Genomic DNA, 25,006 nt, shown 5'->3' on the forward strand with positions numbered 1-25,006 from the left:
ATGAGTAGCGGTGCGCGGCGGCCTGGGCAAGGCGGGCGGACGATTCCTCCCGAGGATCGGGTGCCCGGAATGTCGAGGCGGGCACAATCAGGCCCAATCGTGAAGCATTTGCGGCGGACCTTACATGGCGGCGACGGCGGACCATGCCTTTGCACGGTTTTCCGCTTCGGTGCGCTGCTCGGGCGAAAGCGCGGCGACCATCTTGTCGAGCATCGGGTCGTCGAGCTTCTGCGCCTTGGCCATCATGTGCCAGGCGGCGGCGGCGACCTTGTCCTCCGGCACGCCGCGCCCGGCCGAGAGGATGCGGGCATAGCGGTTCTCGGCGATGGCGTTGCCAGCGAGTGCCGCCTTGCGGAACAGGCCGGCCGCGCGCTCCTCGTCCTTGGGCACGCCGGTGCCGTTGAACACCATGATGGCGAGCTCGGTGGTCGCCACCACATTGCCGAGGTCGGAAGCGCGCAGCAGCAGGCGGGCGCTCTCCAGCGGGTCCTTCGGCACGCCCTTGCCGTCGCGGTAGAGGATGGCGAGCGCGTAGAGCGCGTCCGGCTGGTCCTCGTCGGCGGCGCGGCGGAACCAGTCCGCGGCCATGGCCGGCTCCTTGGGCGCCACAAGGCCCTGCAGGTAGACGAGGCCGAGATTGTAGGCCGCCTCCGCATTGCCTTTCTCCGCCGCCTTGCGGAACAGCTCCACCGCCTCGTCCTTCTGCTGGGTCGAGGAGGACTGCATCTTGATCGAGCCGAGCGCGAAAAGGGCGTCGGGATTGCCCTTGGCGGCGGCGGCCTCGAACCAGGCGCGCGCGGCGGTCGAATCCTGGCGCACGCCATAGCCGATCGAGAGCAACTGCCCGGCGAGCACCATCGCCACCGGGTCGTCCGAGGCGTTGGCGCGCTTCACGGCGAGATCGAGCGCGGTCTTGAAATGCCCGCGCTGGTAGGCGCCATAGGCGGTATCGGTCTTCTCCGGGCCAGCCTTCTCCCGGTTCGCCTTCTCTTCGCCGGCCGCACCTTTCTTCGCCGAATCCTTGCCGGCCTCTGCCCTGCCGGGCTTGTCGAGCGAGATCGAGGCAGGGGCCTTGGTCGGGGTCGCGCCGGTGATGGGGCCGAACGAGTCGACGCCCGGCGCCTGCGCCCACGCGTCGGGGGCCGCGAGGCCGGCGAGCGCGAGCAAGGTGAGCCCGGCGGCGATGCGGCGGGCCGGGTTCCGGGCCGTCTGGTGGCGCGGTGCCGCCATCATCCCGCCCCGGCGCCGGTCGCCATCGCCCCGCCGAGGCCGGCGGCGAGGGCGCGCGCCCCCTCGACCGGATCGTCGAGCACGAGGCCGTCCACGGCGACGAAGTCGACGCCGGCGGCCACGAGCGCGCCGACCTCCTCCAGCGTGGCGGCATAGGCGACGCAGGGCGGCTCGAAGAGATGGGCCCACCACTGGGCGCGCTCGAGCGTGGCGTCGAAGGCGGGCCGGCGCCCGCTCGCGTCGGGTTCGCCGAACATCACATAGTCGGCGGTCTCGCCCGCGGTCATGGCGTCGTGCCGGCTGCGCAGGCCGCCGACGCCGGCGATGCCGTCCGGGCGCAGGGCCGGCAGCGCCGCCCGCAGCGCGTCGGGACCGTCGAGATGGGCGCCGTCCGCGCCGAGCGCGCCGGCCAGCGCGGTGTTGCCCTCGACGAGGCAAGCAGCCCCGATCGCATGGGCGGCCTCGACCAGCGGGCGCAGCCGTTCGGACGATGCCTCGCCGTCCGACGCGCCGGTGCGCAGGAGCACGGCGGCGATGTCCACCGCGCCACCGGCACGGGTGAGGGTATCTGCAAGCCGCGCGATCTCCTCCGCCGCGCCGGTCACGGGCACGAGCAGATAGAGGCGGGGGGCGGTCGGTTGGGGTTCCGTTCGGGATCGGGCCATGTTCGAGCCATGTCGCAGGATGGCGGCGAAAGCGCGGCGCTGTCGCACGGTCTTCATCTAGCCGCCGATGGCGCGAGGGTCCAGCGCCCCGAACGTGCCGCGCGCGGCGCAGCCCCCGCGCGGGCCGCTCAATCCCGCGCGAGCCGGCCCGGCCGGGCGCTTCACCGCGGCCGTGGAGAGGTGGTAGACATCGACCGCCAAGATTCCTGGCGCGCCCCTCGGCCGGCCTGTCGTCGGCCGGCGACGCCTTTCGGGGGAAACATGCCCAGCCACAGCGTTCGCTTCGCCACTTGCGCGGCGGTCCTGACGACCGCCGCCGCGCTTACTCTCGCTCCGGCCCTCGCCCAGCAGCCCGCCGCCGCCCCGCCCGCACAGGCCGCCGCGCCCGCCGATGCCGCCGGCTCGGCGGTTCCGGCCGCGCTGGCCTGGCCGAAGACCTTCGCCTATGGGGACGAGCAGCTCGAGCTCTACCAGCCGCTGATCGAGGCGTGGGACGGCGACCAGCTCACCGGCCGCGCCGCCGTCGCCATCGGCAAGAAGGACGGCACGCCGACCTACGGCATCGCCCATTTCACCGCCCGGGTCGCGGTCGACAAGCCGGCGAAGATCGCCCAGCTCAGCAACATCGCCATCACCAAGGTGGACGTGCCCACCGACGCGACGCAGGACGTCGCGGTGCGCAGCGCGCTGGAGGCGCACATTCCCCCGGAGGGGATGACGGTCGCGCTCGACCACCTGCTCACCAGCTACGCCGCCGCCAAGAATCTCAGCAAGGAGATGACCGAGCCGGTCGACAACACGCCGCCCAAGATCATCTTCGCCGACAAGCCGACGCTGCTGGTGCTGGTCGCCGGCAAGCCGGTGCTGCACGCGATCGACGGCGTGGCCGGCTTCCAGCGGGTGGTCAACACCCACCCGCTGGTCCTGGTCGACACCGCCGGCGCCTTCCACATGCAGGCGGCCGGCACCTGGTACGAGGCGAAGTCGATCGACGGGCCGTGGGTCGTCACCCCCGCGCCGAGCCCCTCGCTGGAGGCGGCCGGCAGTATGGCGACCTATGAGGAATCGGCCGAGACCATGATGCCGGCCAACGGCCAGAAGCCCGCCGTGCCGCCGGCCGTCGTCTCCTCCACCAGCCCGGCCGAGCTCGTCGTCACCGCCGGCGCGGCGCAGATGGTGCCGGTGGACGGCACCTCGCTGCTGCGCATGGCCAATGCCGACCACGCGGTGCTGATGGATCCCTCGAACAACCAGTACTACGTGCTGGTCTCGGGGCGCTGGTTCCGCGGCGCGGGGCTGACCGGGCCGTGGACCTACGTCCCCGGCACCAGCCTGCCTGCCGACTTCGCCAAGATCTCGCCGAAGGACCCGGTCGCCAATGCGCTGGTCGCCGTGCCCGGCACCCCGCAGGCCAAGGAGGCGGCGATCGCGGCGACCGTGCCGCAGACCGCAACCATCTCGCGCGACACCCAGCTCACCGTCCAGTATGACGGCGGCTCGCCGAAATTCGTGCCGATCAAGGGCACCACGCTCAGCTATGCCGAGAACACCCGCACGCCGGTGATCATGCTCGATCCGACGCGCTACTACGCGCTGTTCCAGGGCGCGTGGTTCGTCGCCGGCGCGCCGGAAGGGCCGTGGTTCATCTCCGCCGTGGTGCCGGCGGCGATCTACACCATCCCGGTCACCTCGCCGCTGCACTACGTGACCTATGTGCGGGTCTACGCGTCGACGCCCGAAGTGGTCACGGTCGGCTACACGCCCGGCTATATGGGCGTCGCCATCGCGCCGGACGGCACGGTGGTCTACGGCACCGGCTATGAGTGCCTCGGCTATGTCGGCACCTACTGGTATGGCTGCCCGGCGACCTATGGCTACAACGCCGCCTTCGGTTGGGTCGGGGGCTTCGCCTTCGGCTTCGCCGCCGCCTATGACTGGGGCGCGTGGGGTCCCTACTGGGGTCCCTATTGGGGCCGCGGCCCGTGGGGCGGCCCGTGGGCCGGCGTCAACGTCAACCAGACCAACATCTACGGTCGCTGGGGCGGCAGCGCGACGGTGACCCACGCCTGGGGCTACAATCCCTGGACCGGGGCGGAAGGCGCGGGCAACGCAATTTCCGGCGTCACCGGGCGCGGCACCGCATTCCAGGGCCGCTCGGGCGCCGCCTTCAACCCGTGGAACGGCAATTACGGCGCCGGGCGCGAGGGAAGCTACTACAACCCCGCCACCGGCGCGCGCGGCGCGGCGCGCTCGGGCGTGGTCGGCAATGTCGACAACGGCAATTTCGCCGCCGGCCGCCAGTCCGCCAACTTCAACCCGACCACCGGCTTCGGCCATGCCTCCGAGACCGGCGTCACCCGCGACAACGGGCAGCTCAACGTGGACAGCCGCGGCGTCGCCGGCAACGCCCACACCGGCAACGGCGTGGCGTGGAACAACGGCAACATCTACACCGACCACGACGGCAGCATTCACCAGTATGACGGGGCCAATGGCTGGGAGCAGCGCGACGGCAACAACTGGCGCGCCGACACCGACCAGGGCCAGATCGACCGGCTGAACCAGCAGCGCAGCTTCCAGCAGCTCGGCGACCAGCGGGTCGACAACTTCGCCCGGTCCGGCGGCTTCGACGACTTCCGCGGCGGTGGCGGCTTCGGCGGCTTCCACGGAGGCGGCTTCCACGGAGGCGGCTTCGGCGGCGGCGGGTTCGGCGGCTTCCATGGCGGCGGCTTCCGCCGCTGAGGCGGGTCCCGGCTCGCACCGGGTGGACGCCGGAAGACGACGATCCGACGCCTGCCCGGTGACGCGATGTTCATCGGGCGGGCACCGGGTCCTCCCACCTGCGCCCGTGACGGCGCGACGCTTTGATCCCCGGCGCCCGCGCCGGGGATTTTCGTCTGTAGCCGTGATGAGCCGGCCGCCTAGCCCATCTTGCCGGTGACGTAGCGCGCGGTGCGCTCGTCGGCGGGGGTGGCGAACAGGGTCTGGGTCGGTCCGAACTCGATCAGCTCGCCGAGATAGAGGAACGCCGTGTAGTCGGCGATGCGCGCGGCCTGCTGAAGGTTGTGGGTGACGATGACGATGGTGCTGACCGCCTTCAGCCCCTCGATCGTCTCCTCGATCTTCGCCGTCGAGATCGGGTCGAGCGCCGAGCACGGCTCGTCGAGCAGGATCACCTCCGGGCGCACCGCCATGGTGCGGGCGAGGCACAGCCGCTGCTGCTGGCCGCCGGAAAGGCTCAGCGCGCTGTGGCCGAGAATGTCGCGCACCTCGTCCCACAGCGCGGCCCGGCGCAGGGCGTCCTCCACCCGGGCGTCGAGCTCGGAGGGCGCGAGTTCCTCGTTGAGCCGCATGCCGATGGCGACATTGTCGTAGATCGACATCGGGAAAGGGGAGGGCTTCTGCGTCACCATGCCCACGCGCCGGCGCAGCGTCAGCACGTCGACATGCTCGGCGAGGATGTTCTCGCCGTCGAGCAGCACCTCGCCCTCGGCGCGCTGGTCCTTGTAGAGGTCGGGCATGCGGTTGAAGACGCGCAGCAGCGTGGACTTGCCGCAGCCGGACGGGCCGATCAGCGCGGTAACGCGATTGGCATGGATCGGCAGCGAGACGTCGTTCAGCGCCAGTGTGTCGCCATAGCGGAAGCTGACATGGCGCACCTCCAGCTTGACGGTCGAGGGCCGGGGCGTGCCGGCCGAGCCGCCGGCGAGGTTCTCGACCTCGAAACCGATATGCGGTGGGCCACCCCTCAGCGCGTGTCGCACGGCCCGTTCTCCCCTCTGGCTGAAGAAAAGGCTAGGGGAGGAGCTTGGGCGCCGTCTTGCGTAAGATCAAGCGGCGGGCGCGGTTTTTTGCAGGAAGTACCTGAGCCGGCAAAGAATAAAGGCGCCACCCGCGGGCGGCGCCTTCGATGTTTTCGTGATGGCCGCGCGGATCAGGCGGCCTTCTTCTGCTCGACCTCTTCGCTCCACTGCCCGAGCGCGGCGAGATAGTTCATCTTCGCGCGGTGGGTGAAGGCGGCCTGGCCGGCGGCGACGTTTTCCGGCTTGCCCGACCACGCCTTCTGCGGCGCGGACTGGAGGGCGCGGCCATAGGAGAAGGTGAGGTTCCACGGCAGCCCGCCGGCGCGGATCATGGCGTCGAGATGGGCGGTCGCCTCCTCGTCCGACTGGCCGCCGGAGAGGAACGCCACGCTCGGGATCGCCGACGGCACGCAGTTCTTCAGGCAGCGGATGGTCTTCTCCGCGACCTCGGCGACCGACGCCTGCTTGGCGGACTTCTTGCCGGCGATCACCATGTTGGGCTTGAGCACCGTGCCCTCGAGCTTCACGCGGCCGTAGAAGAGCTGCTGGAACACTTCCTTCAGCACCCACTCCGTGACCTCGTAGCAGCGGTCGATGTCGTGGTCGCCGTCCATCAGCACTTCCGGCTCGACGATCGGAACGATGCCGGCAGCCTGGGCGAGCGCGGCGTAGCGCGCCAGCGCCTGCGCGTTGGCGAGGATCGAGGTGTAGCTCGGAATGTGCGAGCCGATGTCGATCACCGCGCGCCACTTCGCGAAGCGGGCGCCGAGGTCGTAATATTCCTTGAAGCGCTCGCCGAGGCCGTCGAGGCCCTCGGTGATGGTCTCGCCGGGGCAGCCCGGCTGCGGCTTGGCGCCGAGGTCGACCTTGATGCCGGGAATGGAGCCGGCCTTCTCGATCAACTGGACCAGGGTCGTGCCGTCCACCGCCTTCTGGCGGATGGTCTCGTCGAACAGGATGACGCCGGAGATGTATTTCGACATCGCCTCGTCCGACCGGAACAGCATCTCGCGATAGTCGCGCCGGTTCTCGAAGGTCGATTCGACGCCGATCGCGTCGAAGCGCTTCTTGATCGTGCTTGAACTCTCGTCGGCGGCGAGGATTCCCTTGCCGCCCGCCGCCAATTTATACGCAACCTCTTCGAGGCTAGCCGTCATCTCTCTCTCCCGCGCGAAACAGATGGACCCGGCCCCGCAGCCTGGTTTCCGACGGGGCCGGACCGGTTGGAGTGTAGCATCCGGGGCCGGGATGTCTCGATCCTCGAGCCGTCCCGCCCCCGATGGGCCTCAGCGCCTGAGCGCCTCGACCCCCGGCAGTGCCTTGCCCTCGAGCCATTCGAGGAAGGCGCCGCCAGCGGTGGACACGTAGGTAAAGTGCCCGGCGACGCCCGCATGGTTCAGCGCCGCCACCGTATCGCCGCCGCCGGCGACCGACAGCAGCTTGCCCGCATCGGTGAGCCCGGCCGCCGCCTTGGCCACCGCGACGGTCGCGGTGTCGAAGGGCGGCAGCTCGAACGCGCCGAACGGGCCGTTCCAGACCACGGTCTTCGCCGTGTTGAGCCGTTCGATGACCTTCCCGACCGAGGCCGGGCCGGCGTCGAGCATCATCTCGTCGGCCTTGATGTCGTCGACCGAGGCCACGCGATGGGGCGCGTTGGCCTTGAACTCGGTTGCCGCCAGCGCGTCGACCGGCAGCACCACCTCGCAGCCGGCCGCCTTGGCCTTGTCGAGGATCTCCAGCGCCGTCGGCGCGAGGTCGTGCTCGCACAGCGACTTGCCGACGTCCTTGCCCTGCGCCGCCAGGAAGGTGTTCGCCATGCCGCCGCCGATGACGAGGATGTCGACCTTGGCGACGAGGTTGCCGAGCAGCTCGAGCTTCGACGACACCTTGGCGCCGCCGACCACCGCCAGCACCGGCCGCTCCGGTGCTTCCAGCGCCTTGGCAAGCGCCTCGATCTCCTCCTGCATGCAGCGGCCGGCATAGGCCGGCAGGCGATGCGCGAGGCCCTCGGTCGAGGCGTGGGCACGGTGGGCGGTGGCGAAGGCGTCGTTGACGTAGAGATCGCCGAGCGTCGCCAGGGCGGCGACGAAGTCGGGATCGTTCTTCTCTTCCCGCTTGTCGAAGCGGGTGTTCTCCAGCAGCAGCACGTCGCCCGGCTGGAGCGCGGCGACGGCGACCTCGGCGACCGGGCCGATGGTGGCCGGGCAGAAGCCGACCTTGCGGCCGAGCCGGGAGGCGACCTCGTCGGCGATGGGCGCCAGCGACAGCGCCGGGTCCACGCCCTTGGGCCGGCCGAAATGGGCCAGCAGGATCACCTTGCCGCCCTTGTCCGAAATCTCGCGGATGGTGGGCAGCACGGCCTGGATGCGGGTGTCGTCGGTGACTTTTCCGTTCTCGACCGGGACGTTCAGGTCGACGCGCACGAGGACGCGCCGGTTCGCGACGTCGGCGTCGTCGAGGGTGCGGAAGGCGGAAGCCTCGCTCATGGGGCACTCTCCCTCGGATAAGTTGATCTTGATACGAAACGGCCGGATCTCCCAGGGGAAGGTCCGGCCGGAATGCACTCAGATCAGCTTGCCGAGGGCGACCGCCGTGTCGGACATGCGGTTCGAGAAGCCCCACTCATTGTCGTACCAGGACAGCACGCGCACGAAGGTGCCTTCCAGCACCTTGGTCTGGTCGAGATGGAAGATCGACGAGCGCGGGTCGTGGTTGAAGTCGGAAGAGACGTTCGGCTGGTCGGTGGTGCCGAGGATGCCCTTGAGCGGGCCCTCGGCGGCGGCGGCCTTGATCGCCGCGTTGACCTCGTCCTTCGTCACCGGCTTCTTGGCCACGAACTTGAAGTCGACCACCGAGACGTTGGGGGTCGGCACGCGGATCGAGGTGCCGTCGAGCTTGCCGGCGAGCTCCGGCAGCACGAGGCCGACCGCCTTGGCGGCGCCGGTGGTGGTCGGGATCATCGACAGCGCTGCGGCGCGGGCGCGGTAGAGATCCTTGTGGAAGGTGTCGAGCGTCGGCTGGTCGCCGGTGTAGGAGTGGATCGTCGTCATGAAGCCGTGATCGATGCCGATGGCATCGTTCAGCACCTTGGCCACCGGCCCGAGGCAGTTGGTGGTGCAGGAGGCGTTGGAGACGACGAGGTGGTCCTTGGTCAGCTTGTCGTGGTTCACGCCGTAGACGACGGTGAGGTCGGCGCCCTCCGAGGGGGCGGAGACCAGCACCCGCTTGGCGCCGGCGGTCAGGTGCGCGGCGGCCTTGTCGCGGGCGGTGAAGATGCCGGTGCACTCCAGGGCGACGTCCACGCCGAGCGCCGCGTGCGGCAGCTCCGCGGGATTGCGCACCGCCGTCACCTTGATCGGGCCGCGGCCCACATCGATGGTGTCGCCGTCGACCTTCACCTCACCGGGAAAGCGGCCGTGCACACTGTCGAACCGGAAGAGATGCGCGTTGGTCTCGACCGGGCCGAGGTCGTTGATGGCAACGACCTCGATGTCGGTGCGCCCCGACTCGATGATGGCCCGCAGAACGTTGCGGCCGATGCGACCGAAGCCGTTGATGGCAACCTTGAGCGTCATACGTTTAATTCCCCAGGTGAGCTTTCTCATCACGATCCGCGCGTGCGCCTCATAGCGCGGCGGACGTTGGGACACCAGTCGCACATTCTACTGATGCCCCCTGGGGGCGGGTCTGGCGCATTTCCCATGCGCCAGACGCATAGCTTAAAGGGCTCGAATCAGCGCCCCAGGCGGCTCAGCGCGGTCTGCACGACGCCGTCCACGGTAATGCCGAAATGGGCGAAAACCTGGGGCGCCGGGCCCGAGGCGCCGAAGCCGGTCATGCCCACGAAGGCGGCGTCGGAGCCGACGATCGCGTCCCAGCCCTGCCGGATCGCCGCCTCGATGGCGACCTTCACCGGCGCCTTACCGACGACCTGGCGACGGCTCTCCTCTGGCTGGTTCATGAACAGCTCGAAGCAGGGGACGCTGACCACGCGGGTCGGCACACCCTGTTCCTCCAGCACGTCGCGCGCCGCCATGGCGAGCGAGACTTCCGAGCCCGAGGCGAAGAGCGAGACCTGCGCTTCCTCGGAGGCGGAGGCCAGTTCGTAGGCGCCCTTGGCGGTGCGGCAGCGCTCGCTCGAATCTGTGCGCAGCAGCGGCAGGTTCTGGCGGGTGAGGGCGAGCACGCTCGGCCCGGTCTTGTGCTCCAGTGCCAGCTTCCAGGCCTCCGCCGTCTCCACCGTGTCGCAGGGGCGGAAGACGAGCAGGTTCGGGATCGCCCGCAGCGCGGCGATCTGCTCCACCGGCTGGTGGGTGGGGCCGTCCTCGCCGACACCGATCGAATCGTGCGTGAACACATAGGTCACGCGCACGCCCATCAGCGCCGCGAGGCGGATCGAGGGCCGGCAATAGTCGGAGAACACCAGGAAGGTGCCGCCATAGGGGATGAAGCCGCCATGCAGGGCGATGCCGTTCATCGCCGCCGCCATGCCGTGCTCGCGGATACCCCAGTTGACGTAGCGCCCGTCATAGGCGGGAGGCACCACGTCGACCGAGGTGGCCTTGGTCTTGGTGTTGTTGGAATGGGTGAGGTCGGCCGAGCCGCCCACCATCTCCGGCAGCGCGGCGGTCAGCGCCTCCAGCACGATCTCCGAGGACTTGCGGGTGGCGACGGCGCCGCCGTCGGCGCGGGCCTTGGTGATGACGTTGGCCAGCACGTCGCCCATCTTGGAGGGCAACTCGCCACGCACCCGGCGCTCGAACTCGGCGCGCTTGTCGAGCTCGGCGTCCTTCAGGCGCTGGCTCCAGCTCTTGTGCGCCTGGCGCGAGCGCAGGCCGGCGAGGCGCCACGCGTCGAGGATCTCGCTCGGGATCACGAACGGCTCGTATTCCCAGTTCAGCGCCGCGCGGGCGCCGGCGATCTCGGCCGCGCCGAGCGGCGAGCCATGCACGGCGTTGGTGCCGGACTTGGTCGGCGCGCCGTAGCCGATGGTGGTACGGCAGGCGATCAGCGAGGGCTTGTCGGTGGTCTTGGCGTGCTCGAGCGCGGCGAGGATGGCGTGGGGGTCGTGCCCGTCGATCCGGGTCGCCTCCCAGCCGGAGGCCTCGAAGCGGGCGAGCTGGTCGGTCGCCACCGACAGGCTGGTCGCGCCGTCGATGGTGATGTGGTTGTCGTCCCACAGCACGATCAGCTTGGAGAGCTTCTGGCGGCCGGCGATCTCGATCGCCTCCTCCGAGATGCCTTCCATCAGGCAGCCGTCGCCGCAGATCACATAGGTGTGGTGGTCGACGAGGTCGGAGCCGAACTGGGCGGCCAGCATGCGCTCGGCGAGCGCGAAGCCGACCGAGTTGGCGAGGCCCTGGCCGAGCGGGCCGGTGGTGGTCTCGACGCCGACGGTGTGCCCGTATTCGGGATGGCCGGGGGTCTTCGAGCCGAGCTGACGGAAGTGCTTGATGTCGTCGATCGTCATCCCCTCGTAGCCGACGAGGTAGAGCAGCGAGTAGAGCAGCATCGAGCCGTGGCCGGCCGAAAGGATGAAGCGGTCGCGATCCGGCCAGTGCGGGTCGGTGGGATCGAATTTCAGCACCTTGCCGAACAGCACGGTGGCGACGTCCGCCATGCCCATGGGCATGCCCGGATGGCCGGAATTGGCGGCTTCGACGGCGTCCATGGCCAGCGCCCGGATGGCGTTGGCCATGCGATCATGCTTTTCGCGGTTCGACATGAGGACCGATGTCTCCGAAGGGATCGCGTTGCTCTTGGGCGATGTGTCTGGGGCGTTTGGGCGAATGGTCTGGCGAATGGTTCGGCGTCGAGGCTTGCTGGACGGTGATCGTTCCGGGCGAGCCTCACTCGCCGAGGCTTGTTGGTGGGCCGCCGCGGCCCGTCGGGGCTCCTGGCTCCGGGGCTCCTGGCTCGAGGCATGCGGCCCGCCGGCGCCTCACCCCACATCCCGCAGTGCGGCAGCGACGGGCGGGCGAGTGATATCACCCCGCCGCGCCGTGTCAAAGCCGGGGATGTCACAAGCCTGGGGGCGAAGATCGGGCGCGGATCGGCGGCCTGCGCGCGCGGTCGGGCCGCCGCGCGGTTGACGCTGGCGGGACGGGCAGGCTCAATGTCGCCGGAATCGGGTGCGAAACCATCCGTTTGCGTTGCGCCTGCGCGTTCCGTCCGCGACGCCTCCGCCCGGAGGCGCGCCGGGCAAGGGCAGGCGCGGGGCGGGGGAACGTCTTTCGGAGCTATTGCCCATGAATCAGCCGGCTGCGGGCGAATCCACGGCCCTCGACGCCGCGCTCAAGCGTTTCGATGCCGCCCTCGGGACCCTCGAGTCGGCGATCGAGCGTCGGCTGGAGGTGGAGCGCCAGGAGGCGGCGCTGTCGCAGCAGGTGCACGTGCTCAGCATCGACCGCTCGCGCCTCGCCGACCAGCTCGACGACGCGCAGACCCGCGCCGAGCGGATGGAGAGCGCGACCGACGAGGTCTCGCGCCGGCTGGGCAGCGCCATGGAAACCATCCGCGCGGTGCTCGCCGCGCATGAACGCTGAGGGGCGGATGGCACAGGTCACGGTCACCATCGGCGGACGCGCCTATCGCATGGCCTGCGACGACGGGCAGGAGGACCACCTCACCCGTCTCGGCACCGAGGTCGACGCGCGCATCGACCAGCTTCGCGCCGCCTTCGGCGAGATCGGCGACCAGCGGCTCAGCGTGATGGCTGCCATCACCCTCGCCGACGAACTGTCCGAGGTCCGCCGCCGGCTCGGCGAGGCCGAGCGCAACGCCAGCACCGAGCGCGAGGCGCGCGACGAGGCGGCGCGCCAGCTCGGCCGGGTCGAGGCCTCGCTCGCGAGCACGGTGGTCTCCGCCGCCGAGCGCCTGGAGCAGCTCGCCCGCGAGCTCGGGCCGAGCCCGTCCGGCGGCGTGGGCATGGGCTAGACGCTCCGCCCGCCGCGGCCCCGCGGGGCGCGCCGGCCTTGACGCCATGCCGGCCGGAGGGCAGGAGGAAGGCCATGCCCATTCCTCGCGGCCGGCCCGTGCCGCCGCCCTCGCATCCGCCGGAAACCTTCCATGATCCGCTCTCCGCTCATCACCGTCATGGTGCAGGCCGTCCGCAAGGCCGGCCGCTCGCTCGTCCGCGACTTCGGCGAGGTCGAAAATCTCCAGGTCTCGCTGAAGGGGCCGGCGAACTTCGTCTCCAACGCCGACCGCAAGGCCGAGCGCATCCTGCATGAGGAGCTCGCCAAGGCGCGGCCGGGCTTCGGCTTCATCATGGAGGAGAGCGGCGAGGTCGACGGCACCGACGACAGCCACCGCTGGATCATCGATCCGCTCGACGGCACCACCAACTTCCTGCACGGCATTCCGCTGTTCGCGATCTCGGTTGGGCTGGCGCGGGACGGCGTGCCGATCGCGGGCGTGATCTACAACCCGATTGCCGACGAGCTCTATGTCGCGGAGAAGGGCGCCGGCGCCTTCCTGAACGAGCGGCGCATTCGCGTCGCCGCCCGCACCCGGCTCGCCGATGCCGTCGTCTGCTGCGGCATGCCGCATATGGGGCGGGGCGGCACCGACCAGTTCGGGCGCGAATATGCCGTGCTGGCGCCGAGCGTGGCGGGGCTGCGACGCACCGGCTCGGCGGCGACCGATCTCGCCTGGGTGGCGGCCGGCCGGTTCGACGGTTTCTGGGAGCGCAACCTCAGCCCGTGGGACATGGCCGCCGGTATCGTGCTGATCCGCGAGGCGGGCGGCTATGTCAGCGATCTCGACGACAGCGACAAGATGCTGGCCAAGGGCGACATCATCGCCGGCAACGAGACGATCCGCCGCGACCTGTTGGCGGTGCTGCGCAAAGCCTGACGACAAAAGGGAAATCCCGCATTCCATTTCCCTCTCGCTGTGGCATAGTCCGGCGCAAGGGCGGCGTCGCGGGCTAGGCGCCTGCGATTGAAGGAGATGGCCAGGGGCATGGATGCGACGGATCCCTTTCACAAGCTTTCATCGCCCAGGATCTTCCTGGTGCGGATGTTCGTCTTTGTGCTCCTGTGCGTGGCGTTGGCCTCCGTGCTCTACCAGCAGATCTGGTCGGCCTTCCTCAACAATCCGGGCCTGAACGGCGTCATCTTCGGCGTGCTGTTCATCGGCACGATCTTCGCCTTTCGCCAGGTCATGCGGCTGCTGCCCGAGGTCGAGTGGGTGAACAGCTTCCGCCTCGCCGATCCGGGCCTGGAGGTGCGCCGCGCGCCGCGCCTGCTGGCGCCGATGGCGTCGCTGCTGGGCGACCGGGTCGGGCGCATGGCGATCTCGCAGATGACCATGCGGGGCATCCTGGAATCGATCGGCACCCGGCTCGACGAGGCGCGCGACCTGCTGCGCTACCTCACCGGCCTGCTGGTCTTCCTCGGCCTGCTCGGCACCTTCTGGGGCCTTTTGGAGACGGTGGGCTCGATCGGCCGCGTCATCGGCTCGCTGAGCGTTGGGCCGGAATCGGGCTCGGTGCTCGACACGCTGAAGTCGGGCCTCGCCGCGCCGCTGGGCGGCATGGGCCTCGCCTTCTCGTCCTCGCTGTTCGGCCTCGCCGGCTCTCTGGTGCTCGGCTTCCTCGACCTGCAGGCCGGGCAGGCGCAGAACCGCTTCTACACCGATCTCGAGGACTGGCTCTCCACCACGGTGGAGGACCTCGGCGCCGACGTGGCGCGCAGCAAGCCCGCCCCGGTGCCGGTGCCGCCGACCTACATCCCCCCGCCTCCGTCCCCGCCGCCGGCGCTCGTGGCCCCGGCCGGCCTCCTGCCGCCGCCCGATTTCGCCCAGCTCACCGAGGCCATCGCCCGGCTCGACCGGACCATGACCGAGGCCGGCTCGCAGCGCGTCACCACCGCCATGGCCCATCTCGCCGAGAGCCTGCAGGGGCTGGTACAGCACATGCGCGGCGAGCAGCAGATGGTGCGTGACTGGGTGGAGGCGCAGGCTGAGCAGCAGAAGGACGTGAAGAAGCTGCTGGAGCGCCTCAACGAGACGCTGGCGAACCGCGAGAGGGCCTGATGGCACTCGGACGCTCCCGCCGCGGCGATCGCCACATCGACTACTGGCCGGGCTTCGTCGACGCCCTGTCGACGCTGCTGCTGGTTTTCGTCTTCCTGCTCTCGGTGTTCGTGCTCGCCCAGTTCGTGCTGACGCAGGAGATCGGCTCCAAGGACGACGCCATGGCGCGGCTGCAGCAGCAGATCCGCGAGCTCACCGACCTGCTGGCGCTGGAGCGCGCCAGCGACGCCGATTCCGAGAGCCAGATCGGCACGCTGAAGGCCAGCCTCGCTCAGCTCCAGCAGGAGCGCGACACGCTGCGCGACGCCGCCTCCGCGCTGGCGACGCCGGACCAGATCGCCGAGGCCGAGAACCGCAACAGCGAGCTCGCCCGCCAGCTCGGCCAGGAGAAGGACGCGACCGCCCAGGCCGCGGCGCAGATCGCCCTGCTCAACCAGCAGATCGCCGCGCTGCGCCGGCAGATCGCGGCGCTGGAGGAAGCGCTCGACATCTCCGAGAAGAAGGACAAGGAGAGCCAGACCCGCCTCGCCGATCTCGGCCGCCGTCTCAACGTCGCGCTGGCGCAGCGTGTGCAGGAGCTGACGCGCTACCGCTCCGAGTTCTTCGGCCGGCTGAGCGCGATCCTCGGCAACCGCCCGGATATCCGCGTGGTGGGCGACCGCTTCGTGATGCAGTCCGAGATCTTCTTCGACCGCGCCTCGGCGGACCTTCGGTCCGGGGCGATGCCCGCGCTCGACGATATCGCGCGCACGCTGGTGGCGCTCGAGAAGGAGATCCCCGACGACCTCCCGTGGGTGCTGCGCGTCGACGGCCACACCGACGACCGCCCGATCCAGACCCCGCAATACCCATCGAACTGGGAGCTTTCGGCCGCCCGCGCGATCGCGGTGGTGCAGTATCTCGCCGCCCATGGCGTCTCGCCCAAGCACCTCGTCGCCGCCGGCTTCGGCGAGTACCAGCCGATCGACACCGCCGATACCGACGACGCGCGCGCCCGCAACCGCCGGATCGAGCTCAAGCTCACCGAGAGATGAGCCGACGGCGATGACGGAACGCCCCGCTGCCCGGCTCGCACCCTTCGAGTGGGGCCGCATGCCGGCCATGGCGGACCTCTGGGTCGAGGCGTGGCAGGAGACCATTCCGGAGATCGACTTCGAATCCCGGCGCGGCTGGCTGCTCCACCGCCTCGGCACGCTGATCGACGAGGGCGCGGTGATCGATCTCGCGGTGACGGACGACGAGGCGGCGCGGCTGCTCGGCTTCGTCTCGGTCGATCCGCGCACCGGCTATGTCGACCAGCTCGTGGTGCATCCCGACCATTGGGGCGAGGGCGTCGCCCGCCAGCTTGTCGCGGCCGCCGAGGCGCGCACGCGCAAGGGGCTGTCGCTCGACGTCAATGAGGAGAACGAGCGCGCGGTGCGCTTCTACGAGCGCGCCGGCTTTAAGGTCGTCGGCCACGGGGTCAACGCGACCTCGGGCCGGCCGACGCTGAAGATGGAGCGGTCGCCGCACCGGGCGTGACGGGCGGCCGGCCGGTGAGGCCGGCCTCGCGCGTCAGCCGCCATTGCCCTCAGCCGCCATTTCCTTCGCCGAACTGCAGAGCGGCGAGCCGGGCGTAGAGGCCGCCGCGGGCGACGAGGCTGGCATGGGTGCCCTCCTCGACGATGCGTCCGCCGTCCATCACCAGGATCCGGTCCGCCGACAGCACGGTGGCGAGGCGGTGGGCGATGACCAGCGTGGTGCGGCCCTGCATGGAGCGGTCGAGCGCCTGCTGCACCAGCGTCTCGCTTTCCGCGTCGAGCGCCGAGGTCGCCTCGTCGAGCAGTAACACCGGCGCCCGGCGCAGGATGGCGCGGGCGATGGCGATGCGCTGGCGCTGGCCGCCGGAAAGGGTGACGCCGCGCTCGCCCACCGGCGTCTCCCAGCCTTCCGGCAGGCGGGCGACGAACTCGTCGGCACGGGCGAGACGGCCGGCCTCCTCGACCTCCGCATCGCTGGCGTCGGGGTGGCCGAGGCGGATGTTCTCGCGGATCGAGGCGGCGAAGATCGCCACTTCCTGCGGCACCAGCGAGAGGCGTGTGCGCACCGCCGTGGGGTCGGCCTTGGCGATGTCGACGCCGTCCACCATCACCGCGCCCGAGAGCGGGTCGTAGAAGCGCAGCAGGAGCTGGAACAGCGTGCTCTTGCCCGCGCCCGAGGGGCCGACGATGGCGATCCGCTCGCCGGGGCTCACCTCGAAGCTCACCCCGTTCAGCGCCGGCAGGTCCGGCCGCCCGGGATAGGCGAAGCCGACATTGTCGAAGCGCACCGCGCCGCGCGGCGGCTCGGGCAGGGGCAGGGGATTGGCCGGGGCGGCGACCCTGGGGCGGTCGGCCAGCAACTCGGCGATCCGCTCGGTGGCGCCGGCGGCCTGCGATATCTCGCCCCACACCTCGCCGAGCTGGCCGAGCCCGCTCGCCGCCAGCACGGCGTAGAGCACGAACTGGCCGAGCGTGCCGGCGGTCATGGTGCCGGCGAGCACGGCGGTGGCGCCGGCCCACAGGATGCCGACCACACTGGCGAAGACGAGGAAGATGCCGACGCCGGTGAGCCAGGAGCGGGCGCGAATCGCGTCGCTCGCGGCGGAGAAGGCGTGCTCGACCTCGCCGGAGAAGCGCGCATCGGCCGCGCGCTCGGCGGTGTTGGCCTGCAGGCTGCGCACCGCGCCGATGGCCTCGGCGGCATAGGCGGAGGCCTGCGCCAGCATGTCCTGCGCGCTGCGCGAGCGCTTGCGCACGCCGCGCCCGGCGCCGATCAGCACCGCGACGATGACCGGGATCGCGATCAGCAGGGTGGCGGAGAGCCACGGGCTGGTGACGACCATCATCGCCGTGGCGCCGATGAACAGGACCATATTGCGCAGCGCCACCGAGGCGGAGGCGCCGACCGCCGACTTGATCTGCGTGGTGTCGGCGGTGAGCCGCGAGATCAGCTCGCCCGACTTCGCCTGGTCGTAGAAGCCGCCGTCGAGGGTGAGCAGATGGGCGAAGACCTGCGAGCGCAGGTCCGCGACGATGCGCTCGCCCAGCGTCATGACGAGGTAGTAGCGCGCGGCCGAGGCGCCGGCGAGCACCGCCACCACCACGATCATCATGCCGAAATAATTGTCGATATAGCCCGCATGGCCGGCGTCGAAGCCGAGATCGATCATCCGCCGCACCGCAATCGGCACCACCAGCGTCGCCAGCGCCGCGGCGACCAGGGCCACCAGCGCCGCGCAGGTGCGCCCGCGATAGCGCTTGAGGTGCGGCCACAGCGTGGCGAGCGGCTTCAGGCGCGGGCTGGCGGGAGGGCTCAAAGCGGGGGTCTGGAGCGGAAGCGCGTCTGTCTTGTTGGCGTCTGTGCTGGCGGCTTGTGTCACAGGCATGTCTCGGTTATAGAGCCGCTCGGATTTCCGGCAGGATCGTTTTTGAGATCGCCGCATGGTTCCCGGAAGGGGCCAGCCGTGCGGCGGCGAGGATGCTACCCATGAAGAGCGACATCCATCCCGACTACCACTTCGTCAAGGTGGTGATGACGGACGGCACCGAGTACACGACCCGCACGACCTGGGGCAAGGAGGGCGACGTCCTCCAGCTCGACATCGATGCGAAGTCCCACCCGGCCTGGACGGGCGGTTCGACCCAGCTTCTTGATCGCGGCGGCCGCGTGTCCCGCTTCCAGAAGAAGTTTGCAGGCTTTCTAAAGTCCTGACGAGCCTTCCGAAGCGGCAGGTGCGGGCCTCGCCCGCGCCATTCGGCCGCGCCGCGATGGACGATCAACCCTCGGTGAGGCGGCCGCCTCAGCGAGGGTTTTTGTTCGTCGGGACTGCGGAAAGGGGTCGCCGGCGGAGCTTCCGGCCGGTCCGGCGCGCGAGTCAGCCGCGCTCGAAGCTGGAGCGCAGCCGCCGGATATGGCCGGCCACGGCGTTGTCCGAGGGGGCTTCCGGCGCCGCGAGGCCGGCATCGAGCCGGACGATGCGCGCCTGCAGCACGTGGCTGCGCTCGACCAGCGCGCGCAGGCTCTCGGGCAGCGCGGCCTCCTGCTCCTCGTCGCGCGGCGAGCCCAGAAGGTCGATCTTGGCCGCCTCGCGCCGCGCCGTCTCCACCGACATGTCGCCCTCGGCCACCGCCCGCTGCAGCAGCAGCCAGGAGGCGAGCTGCATCAGCCGGGTGGAGAGCTTGAGGCTCTGCTGGGCATAGGCGTTGAGCGCGGTGCGGTCGAGCGCGCGGCTCTCGGCGCGCCCGCTGCCGTCGAGATAGGCCGCGGCCTCGTCGACAAGCGCCATGCCTTCGGTGAACAGCGTCTCGAACGCCGCCGAATCGAGGCGGCGCGCGGCAAGGTTCACCGGCTGCCGCTCATTCCTGTCCGCGTGTCCCATCCTGCCGTCCCGACGACTGATCGCGCCACGAGGCGCCAGCACCAAGCCTGTCGCGCAGATGAGCCCGGCTGTCCAGCCATGCCAAGCCCCGCGGCGGCGGACCGCACAAAAAAGAGCCGCCCGGAGGGGCGGCTCGAAAGTCTAGACAGGGATGCGTCAAACAGAGTGGACAGGGGCCACTCACGGCCAAAATCGACCGCTACCAGTAATAGATCGGAAAGCTTAATGCACAGTTAAGACGAACAGCCGCGTGCCGATGCCGGCAAGCCTGCAGATGCCCGGCGCAAGAGGCGCCCGGATATTCGCCGAATACTTGGCCCGCGCCGGGCGAGGCGGGCGGGAGGCGCCCGGTGGCTCAGCCGCCGTATTGCGCGTCGCTGACGTGCTCCATCCAGTCGACCGCCTTGCCGTCCAGCTTCTCCTGGATGGCGATATGCGTCATCGCCGTGGTCGGCCCGGCCCCGTGCCAGTGCTTCTCGCCGGGCGGAAACCAGACCACGTCGCCGGGGCGGATCTCCTCGACCGGGCCGCCCTCGCGCTGCACGCGCCCGACGCCCGCGGTGACGACGAGCGTCTGGCCGAGCGGATGGGTGTGCCAGGCGGTGCGGGCGCCGGGCTCGAAGGTGACGGCGGCGCCGGCCACCCGGGCCGGGTCCGACGCGTCGAACAGCGGGTCGATCCGCACCTCGCCGGTGAACCATTCGGAGGGGCCCTTGCGGGAGGCCTGCTCGCCCGCGCGCTGGATGTTCATGGGTCTTCCTTTCAGGTGTGACGGCCCGGGGCGCATGGCCGACGGTGCTGCGTCGCGTCGCGCCGTGCGTGTCGCCCCGGCGGGCAGCCTATCGCTTGAAGAAGGTGTCCGCCGCCGTGCGCGAGGCGCGCTTCGATTCCAGCGTGCGGCGCAGGCGCTCGATCTCGGACTGGAGCGCGCCGATGCGCTCCTCGATCTCGGCTTCCGACAGGGCGGAGAGGTCGGTGCCGAGTTCGTGGGTCGCCGGCTTCTTCGCCGGGGGCGCTCCGAAGAGGTCGTCCGCATCGATCGCCATGGTCATCCTCCGTCCCGCCGGCACTGCCGGGCGATCCTATTCCCGGCCGGCCGCGGTTGCCAGTCACGGCCCGCTGGCCTACGAAGCCGGCACGAACGCTTTGCCGCGAAGAGGATGGATGCCGTGACCGATCTGCCCGCCACCATGACCGCCATCGGCCTGCCGACCCCCGGCGGCCCGGAAGCCCTGGTCCCCGAGCAGCGCCCGGTGCCCGCCCCCGGCGCCGGCGAGATCCTGGTCAAGGTCGCGGGTGCGGGCGTGAACCGGCCCGACGTCATGCAGCGCAAGGGGCTCTACCCGCCGCCGCCCGGCGCTTCCGACATTCCCGGGCTGGAGATCGCCGGCGAGATCGTCGCCCTCGGCGAGGGCGTGAGCGGCTGGGAGACGGGCGACAAGGTGTGCGCCCTCGTCTCCGGCGGCGGCTATGCGCAGTATTGTCTCGCCGATGCCGGCTCGGCTCTGCCGGTGCCGGCCGGGCTCTCCATGGTCGAGGCGGCGGCGCTGCCGGAGACCTTCTTCACCGTGTGGACCAACGTGTTCGACCTCGCCGGGTTGAAGGCGGGCGAGACCTTCCTGGTGCATGGCGGCACCTCGGGCATCGGCACCACGGCGATCCAGCTCGCCAAGGCGTTCGGCGCCACCGTGTTCGCCACCGCGGGTAGCGCCGAGAAGTGCGACGTCTGCCGCACGCTCGGCGCCGACTACGCCATCGACTACAAGGCCGAGGACTTCGTCGCGGTGGTGAAGGAGAAGACCGGGGGCAAGGGCGTCAACGTCATCCTCGACATGGTCGGCGGCTCCTACATCGCGCGCAACTACGAGGCCGCCGCCCCGCTCGGGCGCATCGTGCAGATCGCCTTCATGGAAGGCTCGAAGGTGCAGATCGACTATATGCGCCTGATGCTGAAGCGCCTCTCGCACATGGGCTCGACGCTGCGCTCGCGTCCCAAGGCGGAGAAGGCGGCCATCGCCGTCTCGCTGAAGGAGAAGGTCTGGCCGCTGATCGCAGCCGGCACGGTCAAGCCGGTGATGGACCAGGTGTTCCCCCTCGAGGAGGCCAGCAAGGCCCATGCGCGCATGGAGACCAGCGCGCATATCGGCAAGATCATGCTGAAGGTGGGTTGAGCGCGGCCAAGGTCGGCCAAAAGTGGCCGGGCATGACCGAGGATGGACGGGCGCGACGACGTGGCGGCGGGCGGCTCTCCTGCCGTTGCGGGCAGATGCGGTGCACATCGTGCACGACCCTCTGGCAAAACGCCCCGCGACGTCCTAGATTTGTCGTGCGGGGCTGCGAGGCTCGTCAGGAGAACATATTCCCCGGGGCCTTATCGATCTCAAAGGGAGCTGTCCCTGACTGGACCCCTGGGTCCGGATAAACGGCGCCCACCTACGTTGTAGGTTCCCGGGATCGATCATCCAACGGCCATCGCGGCTCCGCACAGTTCATTCATTATGTCCGAAAGTAACGCGCTCACCGACAAGGCCAGCCTCCGCTCCGTCGCCCTGGGACGGCGGGCGGCGCTCGACCCGTCGGCGCGCGAGGCCGCGGCTGCGGCCGCCGCCCGCTTCGCCCTGAAATGGCTGGGCGACGTCTCCGGCGAGACGGTCTCCGTCTTCACCCCCATCGGCACCGAAATCTCGACCGACCCGCTGGTGCGCGGCCTGCGCGCCGCGGGCGCCGCCATAGCGCTGCCGGTGGTGATCGCCAAGAACAAGCCGCTCTCCTTCCGGCTGTGGGAGGAGGGCGTCGAGCTGGTGCCGAGCGCGGGGCCCGGGCTGATTGTCATTCCCGCCCCGCCGGACGGCGCGCGGATCGTCGAGCCGGACGTGCTGGTCGTTCCGCTCGCGGCCTTCGACGCGCACGGGCACCGGCTGGGCTACGGCGCCGGCTTCTACGACCGCACCCTCGCCGGGCTGCGGCGGGCCAAGCGCATCGAGGCGATCGGCTATGCCTTTTCGGTGCAGCAGCTTCCCGCCGTGCCGGCGGAACCCCATGACGAACGCCTCGATGCCATCGCTACCGACGCCGGCATCATCTGCCCGGCGGAGGATTAGTGCATGCGCCTGCTCTTTCTCGGCGATGTCGTCGGCCGGCCGGGACGGCAGGTCGTGCTCGACCACCTGCCGCGCCTGCGCGAGGCATGGACGCTCGATTTCGTGGTGGTGAACGGCGAGAACGCGGCCGGCGGCTTCGGCATCACCGAGGCGATCCATGACGACCTGGTCGAGGCGGGCGCCGACGTCGTCACGCTCGGCAATCATTCCTTCGACCAACGCGAGGCGCTCGTCTTCATCGAGCGCGCGCCGCGGCTGATCCGCCCCGCCAACTATCCCGCCGGCACGCCGGGGCGCGGGGCGGCGCTGGTGGAGGCGCGCGGCGGCGAGCGGGTGCTGGTCGTCAACATGATGGGCCGCGCCTTCATGGACCCGATGGACGATCCCTTCGCCGCCATCGACCGCGAGCTGGAGGCCGGTCCGCTCGGTCTCGTCGCGGACGCTGTGATCGTCGATTTCCACGCCGAGACCACCAGCGAGAAGCAGGCCTTCGGCCATTGGTGCGACGGGCGCGCCAGCCTCGTCATCGGCACGCACACCCATGTCCCGACCTCCGACCACCGCATCCTGCCGGGCGGCACCGCGTTCATGACCGATGTCGGCATGTGCGGCTGCTATGACGGCGTGATCGGCATGGACAAGGAGGAGCCGCTGCGCCGCTTCACCCGCAAGATCGGCTCCTCGCGCTTCGAGCCGGCGATGGGCGAGGGCACGCTGTCGGGCCTCGCGGTGGAGACGGACGGGGCGGGCCAAGCGATCAAGATCGCGCCAGTGCGCATCGGCGGGTCGCTGCAGCCGGCGCTGCCGGATTTCTGGTGAGCCCTTCTTCCACCGGCGAAAAAAGGCGTCGCGAATGCTGGGTGCCGTGATGATGTCGACCGGCCGATCTTCGCTCGCCATCCTTCTGGCCGCGCTCCTCACGGTTGCGGGCGCGCTGGCGGCGCGGGCCGCTGACGACGTTCCCGTCGGGGTGAGACGTTTCGACGTCGCGGTGCCCGAGCGCGGCGCGCCGGTGACCGCGGAGCTGTGGTATCCGGCCGCCCCGGGCGGCACGGCCGAGGCCTATGGCGCGTCGCCGCTCTTCGTCGGGGTGGAGGCGGCGCGCGATGCGCCGACCGCGGCGGGTCGCTTTCCACTCGTGCTGCTGGCGCATGGCGGGCTGCGCTCGAACCCTTCTCTCGCCGGCTGGATCGCCGCGCGTCTCGCCGGTGCGGGGCGCATCGTCGTCAGCGTGCACCCTCCCAAACTCAGCCCGCGGCAGGCGGGCGAGGCGGTCGACGAGTTCCGGCTACGGTCGGCGGATCTGCGCGCGGCGCTTTCCGCGGCCGAGGCGCTGCCGGAAGTCGCCGCCCATCGCGCGCCGGGCAAGGTGGGCGCGGTCGGCTTCTTTCTCGGCGGCACCTCGGTGCTGGCGCTCGCCGGCGCGCGTTTCGACGTCGCCGGCCTTCGCGCCGCCTGCGACCCGCCGGCGCGCGGGCCGGACTGCCGCTGGTTCGCGGCCTCGGACGTCGACCTGCACCGGGCGGTGGACGAGGCTTTCGGGGCGGACAGGACGGACGCGCGCATCGGCGCCGTAGTCGCGGTCGATCCCGAGCTGATGGACGCCTTCGACCCGGCGAGCCTTGCCGCGATCGCGGTTCCGGTGATGCTGCTGCGCCTCGGCGCGGATGGCGCGTCGCCGCAGCGGGCACTCATCCCCGGCTTCCGAACCGGGACGATCGCGGACGCCGACGCATTCACCGCCTTCGGCGCCTGCACCGGGCGGGCGGCGGCGATATTGAAGCAGGAGGGCGAGGACGAGGCGATCTGCCGCGAAGGCGCCCGGCCGCGCGCCTCTCTCCAGGCCGAGATCGCCGCGCGGATCGAAGCGGGGCTGGCGCGCGGGGCGGGCGCGCCCTGAGGGGCGACGCGCGGCCCGGCTTTACGCGCGCACGCCCTGTCGCCTATAAGCCGGCACTCAGTTTTCCGGAATTCAGACGCGGCAGGCCAGGGCGCCCGGCCGCGCGACGTGGAGGCGGCCATGGCCGGGCATTCGCAGTTCAAGAACATCATGCACCGCAAGGGTAAGCAGGACGCGGTGCGCTCCAAGCTGTTCTCCAAGCTCGCGCGCGAGATCACAGTCGCGGCGAAGCTCGGCATGCCGGACCCGGCCATGAACCCGCGCCTGCGCGCGGCGGTGCTGGCGGCCCGCGCCGAGAACATGCCCAAGGACAATATCGACCGCGCCATCAAGAAGGCGGCCGGCGGCGACGCGGAGACCTATGACGAGATCCGCTACGAGGGTTACGGGCCGGGCGGCGTCGCCGTCATCGTCGAGGCGCTGACCGACAACCGCAACCGCACCGCCTCGGAGGTGCGCTCCTACTTCACCAAGTCCGGCGGCTCGCTGGCGGAGACGGGCGCCGTCGCCTTCATGTTCGACCGCGTGGGCGTGGTGGAGTTCGATGCCGACAAGGCTTCCGCCGACGACATGCTGGAAGCGGCCATCGAGGCGGGCGCCGACGATGTCTCCTCGAGCGAGGACGGCCACGAGGTGGTGTGCTCGATGGAGAATCTGCACGAGGTCGCCGGCGCGCTGGAAGCCAAGTTCGGCGAGCCGCGCAAGTCGGCGCTGGTCTGGCGGCCGCAGAACACGGTGGCGGTGGACGACGAGGTGGCGGAGAAGCTGATCCGGCTCGTCGACAACCTCAACGACAATGACGACGTGCAGAACGTCTACGCCAATTTCGAGATCTCGGACGAGATGATTGCCAAGATGAGCGCCTGAGC

At 70.4% G+C, this 25,006-nt stretch carries 24 protein-coding genes and 1 other RNA gene; 14 read left to right on the forward strand and 11 right to left on the reverse strand.

What is annotated here, in order from left to right; all coding sequences use genetic code 11:
- Positions 1–120 precede the first annotated feature (120 nt).
- Complete coding sequence (locus NVS83_RS15840; RefSeq protein WP_258740188.1) at positions 121–1,233, reverse strand: tetratricopeptide repeat protein; 1,113 nt, start codon at positions 1,231–1,233, stop codon at positions 121–123.
- Positions 1,230–1,895: a thiamine phosphate synthase gene (locus NVS83_RS15845; protein WP_258740189.1), complete on the reverse strand. Its 666-nt coding sequence runs from the start codon at positions 1,893–1,895 to the stop codon at positions 1,230–1,232. The genes NVS83_RS15840 and NVS83_RS15845 overlap by 4 nt, the downstream gene beginning before the upstream one ends.
- 261 nt (positions 1,896–2,156) lie before the next feature.
- Here NVS83_RS15845 and NVS83_RS15850 point away from each other — a divergent pair, with 261 nt between their 5' ends.
- Positions 2,157–4,637 carry a carbohydrate-binding family V/XII gene (locus tag NVS83_RS15850; protein ID WP_258740190.1) on the forward strand — a complete coding sequence of 827 codons (2,481 nt, stop codon included), beginning with the start codon at positions 2,157–2,159 and terminating at the stop codon, positions 4,635–4,637.
- A 179-nt stretch (positions 4,638–4,816) separates the two neighbouring features.
- On the opposite strand, the gene pstB is transcribed toward NVS83_RS15850, so the two are convergent.
- The 5 genes from pstB to tkt all read right to left on the reverse strand — a co-directional run bounded on the left by pstB (position 4,817) and on the right by tkt (position 11,423).
- Complete coding sequence (gene pstB, locus NVS83_RS15855) at positions 4,817–5,659, reverse strand: phosphate ABC transporter ATP-binding protein PstB (RefSeq protein ID WP_374115075.1); 843 nt, start codon at positions 5,657–5,659, stop codon at positions 4,817–4,819.
- A gap of 170 nt (positions 5,660–5,829) precedes the next feature.
- Entirely contained in the window at positions 5,830–6,855 is a 1,026-nt protein-coding gene (locus tag NVS83_RS15860; RefSeq protein WP_258740191.1) for a class I fructose-bisphosphate aldolase, read from the reverse strand.
- 129 nt (positions 6,856–6,984) lie between these two features.
- Complete coding sequence (locus NVS83_RS15865; protein ID WP_258740192.1) at positions 6,985–8,184, reverse strand: phosphoglycerate kinase; 1,200 nt, start codon at positions 8,182–8,184, stop codon at positions 6,985–6,987.
- Between the two features lie 78 nt (positions 8,185–8,262).
- Positions 8,263–9,273 carry a type I glyceraldehyde-3-phosphate dehydrogenase gene (gene gap, locus NVS83_RS15870; protein ID WP_258740193.1) on the reverse strand — a complete coding sequence of 337 codons (1,011 nt, stop codon included), beginning with the start codon at positions 9,271–9,273 and terminating at the stop codon, positions 8,263–8,265.
- A 158-nt stretch (positions 9,274–9,431) separates the two neighbouring features.
- Positions 9,432–11,423, reverse strand: coding sequence for a transketolase (gene tkt, locus NVS83_RS15875; protein ID WP_258740194.1), 1,992 nt, complete (start codon positions 11,421–11,423; stop codon positions 9,432–9,434).
- 523 nt (positions 11,424–11,946) lie between these two features.
- On the opposite strand from tkt, the gene NVS83_RS15880 reads away from it, so the two are divergent.
- The 6 genes from NVS83_RS15880 (at position 11,947) to NVS83_RS15905 (ending at position 16,258) form a co-directional block, all read left to right on the forward strand.
- Positions 11,947–12,243, forward strand: coding sequence for a DUF4164 domain-containing protein (locus tag NVS83_RS15880; RefSeq protein ID WP_258734722.1), 297 nt, complete (start codon positions 11,947–11,949; stop codon positions 12,241–12,243).
- A gap of 7 nt (positions 12,244–12,250) precedes the next feature.
- A complete protein-coding gene (locus NVS83_RS15885) occupies positions 12,251–12,634 on the forward strand; it encodes a cell division protein ZapA (RefSeq protein ID WP_258740195.1) in 384 nt (127 codons plus the stop codon).
- Positions 12,635–12,766: 132 nt separating this feature from the next.
- A complete protein-coding gene (locus NVS83_RS15890) occupies positions 12,767–13,555 on the forward strand; it encodes an inositol monophosphatase family protein (protein WP_258740196.1) in 789 nt (262 codons plus the stop codon).
- 108 nt (positions 13,556–13,663) lie between these two features.
- Positions 13,664–14,737 carry a flagellar motor protein MotA gene (locus NVS83_RS15895; RefSeq protein ID WP_258740197.1) on the forward strand — a complete coding sequence of 358 codons (1,074 nt, stop codon included), beginning with the start codon at positions 13,664–13,666 and terminating at the stop codon, positions 14,735–14,737.
- Positions 14,737–15,771, forward strand: a complete 1,035-nt coding sequence (locus NVS83_RS15900) for a peptidoglycan -binding protein (RefSeq protein ID WP_258734726.1) — start codon at positions 14,737–14,739, stop codon at positions 15,769–15,771. Before NVS83_RS15895 ends, NVS83_RS15900 begins: the two co-directional genes overlap by 1 nt.
- A gap of 10 nt (positions 15,772–15,781) precedes the next feature.
- The gene (locus NVS83_RS15905) at positions 15,782–16,258 is read left to right on the forward strand and encodes a GNAT family N-acetyltransferase (RefSeq protein WP_258740198.1); all 477 of its coding nucleotides are present in this window, start codon (positions 15,782–15,784) and stop codon (positions 16,256–16,258) included.
- A gap of 49 nt (positions 16,259–16,307) precedes the next feature.
- Here NVS83_RS15905 and NVS83_RS15910 read toward each other — a convergent pair whose 3' ends face one another.
- On the reverse strand, positions 16,308–18,143 hold the full coding sequence (locus NVS83_RS15910) for an ABC transporter transmembrane domain-containing protein (protein ID WP_258740199.1): 1,836 nt from the start codon (positions 18,141–18,143) through the stop codon (positions 16,308–16,310).
- A 101-nt stretch (positions 18,144–18,244) separates the two neighbouring features.
- Between NVS83_RS15910 and rpmE the strand changes: the two genes are divergently transcribed.
- On the forward strand, positions 18,245–18,469 hold the full coding sequence (gene rpmE, locus NVS83_RS15915; protein WP_258734729.1) for a 50S ribosomal protein L31: 225 nt from the start codon (positions 18,245–18,247) through the stop codon (positions 18,467–18,469).
- A gap of 163 nt (positions 18,470–18,632) precedes the next feature.
- Here rpmE and NVS83_RS15920 read toward each other — a convergent pair whose 3' ends face one another.
- The 3 genes from NVS83_RS15920 to NVS83_RS15930 form a co-directional block, all read right to left on the reverse strand.
- On the reverse strand, positions 18,633–19,136 hold the full coding sequence (locus NVS83_RS15920; protein WP_258740200.1) for a DUF1465 family protein: 504 nt from the start codon (positions 19,134–19,136) through the stop codon (positions 18,633–18,635).
- 355 nt (positions 19,137–19,491) lie between these two features.
- A complete protein-coding gene (locus NVS83_RS15925) occupies positions 19,492–19,887 on the reverse strand; it encodes a (R)-mandelonitrile lyase (RefSeq protein WP_258740201.1) in 396 nt (131 codons plus the stop codon).
- 88 nt (positions 19,888–19,975) lie between these two features.
- On the reverse strand, positions 19,976–20,182 hold the full coding sequence (locus NVS83_RS15930) for a DUF1192 domain-containing protein (RefSeq protein WP_258734732.1): 207 nt from the start codon (positions 20,180–20,182) through the stop codon (positions 19,976–19,978).
- A 123-nt stretch (positions 20,183–20,305) separates the two neighbouring features.
- Here NVS83_RS15930 and NVS83_RS15935 point away from each other — a divergent pair, with 123 nt between their 5' ends.
- The 6 genes from NVS83_RS15935 to NVS83_RS15960 all read left to right on the forward strand — a co-directional run bounded on the left by NVS83_RS15935 (position 20,306) and on the right by NVS83_RS15960 (position 25,004).
- The gene (locus NVS83_RS15935) at positions 20,306–21,307 is read left to right on the forward strand and encodes an NAD(P)H-quinone oxidoreductase (RefSeq protein ID WP_374115076.1); all 1,002 of its coding nucleotides are present in this window, start codon (positions 20,306–20,308) and stop codon (positions 21,305–21,307) included.
- A gap of 157 nt (positions 21,308–21,464) precedes the next feature.
- Positions 21,465–21,621: non-coding RNA, 6S RNA (gene ssrS, locus NVS83_RS15940), on the forward strand.
- Between the two features lie 13 nt (positions 21,622–21,634).
- On the forward strand, positions 21,635–22,237 hold the full coding sequence (locus tag NVS83_RS15945) for a 5-formyltetrahydrofolate cyclo-ligase (protein ID WP_258740203.1): 603 nt from the start codon (positions 21,635–21,637) through the stop codon (positions 22,235–22,237).
- Positions 22,238–22,240: 3 nt separating this feature from the next.
- On the forward strand, positions 22,241–23,056 hold the full coding sequence (locus tag NVS83_RS15950; protein ID WP_258734735.1) for a TIGR00282 family metallophosphoesterase: 816 nt from the start codon (positions 22,241–22,243) through the stop codon (positions 23,054–23,056).
- 34 nt (positions 23,057–23,090) lie between these two features.
- Positions 23,091–24,137, forward strand: coding sequence for an alpha/beta hydrolase family protein (locus tag NVS83_RS15955; protein ID WP_258740204.1), 1,047 nt, complete (start codon positions 23,091–23,093; stop codon positions 24,135–24,137).
- 120 nt (positions 24,138–24,257) lie between these two features.
- A complete protein-coding gene (locus NVS83_RS15960) occupies positions 24,258–25,004 on the forward strand; it encodes a YebC/PmpR family DNA-binding transcriptional regulator (RefSeq protein WP_258734737.1) in 747 nt (248 codons plus the stop codon).
- Positions 25,005–25,006: the final 2 nt, after the last annotated feature.

Origin of the sequence: Ancylobacter mangrovi (assembly GCF_024752335.1) — a bacterium.
Classification (GTDB): domain Bacteria; phylum Pseudomonadota; class Alphaproteobacteria; order Rhizobiales; family Xanthobacteraceae; genus Ancylobacter; species Ancylobacter mangrovi.

Excerpts from the sequence above, each read along its gene's own strand:
- NVS83_RS15840 (WP_258740188.1), bottom strand. The coding sequence starts at position 1,233 with ATGATGGCGGCACCGCGCCACCAGACGGCCCGGAACCCGGCCCGCCGC.
- NVS83_RS15865 (WP_258740192.1), bottom strand. The coding sequence starts at position 8,184 with ATGAGCGAGGCTTCCGCCTTCCGCACCCTCGACGACGCCGACGTCGCG.
- NVS83_RS15845 (WP_258740189.1), bottom strand. The coding sequence starts at position 1,895 with ATGGCCCGATCCCGAACGGAACCCCAACCGACCGCCCCCCGCCTCTAT.
- tkt (WP_258740194.1), bottom strand. The coding sequence starts at position 11,423 with ATGTCGAACCGCGAAAAGCATGATCGCATGGCCAACGCCATCCGGGCG.
- NVS83_RS15920 (WP_258740200.1), bottom strand. The coding sequence starts at position 19,136 with ATGGGACACGCGGACAGGAATGAGCGGCAGCCGGTGAACCTTGCCGCG.
- NVS83_RS15955 (WP_258740204.1), top strand. The coding sequence starts at position 23,091 with ATGCTGGGTGCCGTGATGATGTCGACCGGCCGATCTTCGCTCGCCATC.
- NVS83_RS15890 (WP_258740196.1), top strand. The coding sequence starts at position 12,767 with ATGATCCGCTCTCCGCTCATCACCGTCATGGTGCAGGCCGTCCGCAAG.
- NVS83_RS15885 (WP_258740195.1), top strand. The coding sequence starts at position 12,251 with ATGGCACAGGTCACGGTCACCATCGGCGGACGCGCCTATCGCATGGCC.
- NVS83_RS15880 (WP_258734722.1), top strand. The coding sequence starts at position 11,947 with ATGAATCAGCCGGCTGCGGGCGAATCCACGGCCCTCGACGCCGCGCTC.
- NVS83_RS15860 (WP_258740191.1), bottom strand. The coding sequence starts at position 6,855 with ATGACGGCTAGCCTCGAAGAGGTTGCGTATAAATTGGCGGCGGGCGGC.
- NVS83_RS15905 (WP_258740198.1), top strand. The coding sequence starts at position 15,782 with ATGACGGAACGCCCCGCTGCCCGGCTCGCACCCTTCGAGTGGGGCCGC.
- NVS83_RS15950 (WP_258734735.1), top strand. The coding sequence starts at position 22,241 with ATGCGCCTGCTCTTTCTCGGCGATGTCGTCGGCCGGCCGGGACGGCAG.
- NVS83_RS15945 (WP_258740203.1), top strand. The coding sequence starts at position 21,635 with ATGTCCGAAAGTAACGCGCTCACCGACAAGGCCAGCCTCCGCTCCGTC.
- NVS83_RS15900 (WP_258734726.1), top strand. The coding sequence starts at position 14,737 with ATGGCACTCGGACGCTCCCGCCGCGGCGATCGCCACATCGACTACTGG.
- NVS83_RS15895 (WP_258740197.1), top strand. The coding sequence starts at position 13,664 with ATGGATGCGACGGATCCCTTTCACAAGCTTTCATCGCCCAGGATCTTC.
- NVS83_RS15925 (WP_258740201.1), bottom strand. The coding sequence starts at position 19,887 with ATGAACATCCAGCGCGCGGGCGAGCAGGCCTCCCGCAAGGGCCCCTCC.
- NVS83_RS15910 (WP_258740199.1), bottom strand. The coding sequence starts at position 18,143 with ATGCCTGTGACACAAGCCGCCAGCACAGACGCCAACAAGACAGACGCG.
- NVS83_RS15930 (WP_258734732.1), bottom strand. The coding sequence starts at position 20,182 with ATGGCGATCGATGCGGACGACCTCTTCGGAGCGCCCCCGGCGAAGAAG.
- gap (WP_258740193.1), bottom strand. The coding sequence starts at position 9,273 with ATGACGCTCAAGGTTGCCATCAACGGCTTCGGTCGCATCGGCCGCAAC.
- NVS83_RS15960 (WP_258734737.1), top strand. The coding sequence starts at position 24,258 with ATGGCCGGGCATTCGCAGTTCAAGAACATCATGCACCGCAAGGGTAAG.
- NVS83_RS15850 (WP_258740190.1), top strand. The coding sequence starts at position 2,157 with ATGCCCAGCCACAGCGTTCGCTTCGCCACTTGCGCGGCGGTCCTGACG.
- rpmE (WP_258734729.1), top strand. The coding sequence starts at position 18,245 with ATGAAGAGCGACATCCATCCCGACTACCACTTCGTCAAGGTGGTGATG.